Annotated in this window: 1 protein-coding gene; it reads right to left on the reverse strand. The window is 55.7% G+C overall.

The features are described 5' to 3' along the window. Nucleotides 1-203 (reverse strand): Tn3 family transposase (locus ACFWW2_RS01595; RefSeq protein ID WP_393925615.1); only part of this gene is annotated, 203 nt, incomplete at both ends.

The following is a 203-nucleotide window of genomic DNA, read 5'->3' on the forward strand; positions in this document are numbered from 1 at the left end:
GCCTGTAAGCAAGATATGCGCCCATCCGAGCGGTGAGATGTGCGACAGAAGCTCAGGCGGGCAGTCCAATCCAGCCTTTCGCCTCTGCTGAACCGCTTTCCCTAGCTGGTTAGTATTCCAAAAGATGATGATTGCAGCGAGCAGATTGAGACCCGCCATGCGGTAGTGTTGTGCCTCTGCGGTTCGATCACGGATTTCGCCCT

It is taken from the genome of Yoonia sp. R2-816 (genome assembly GCF_046762905.1).
Taxonomy (GTDB): domain Bacteria; phylum Pseudomonadota; class Alphaproteobacteria; order Rhodobacterales; family Rhodobacteraceae; genus Yoonia.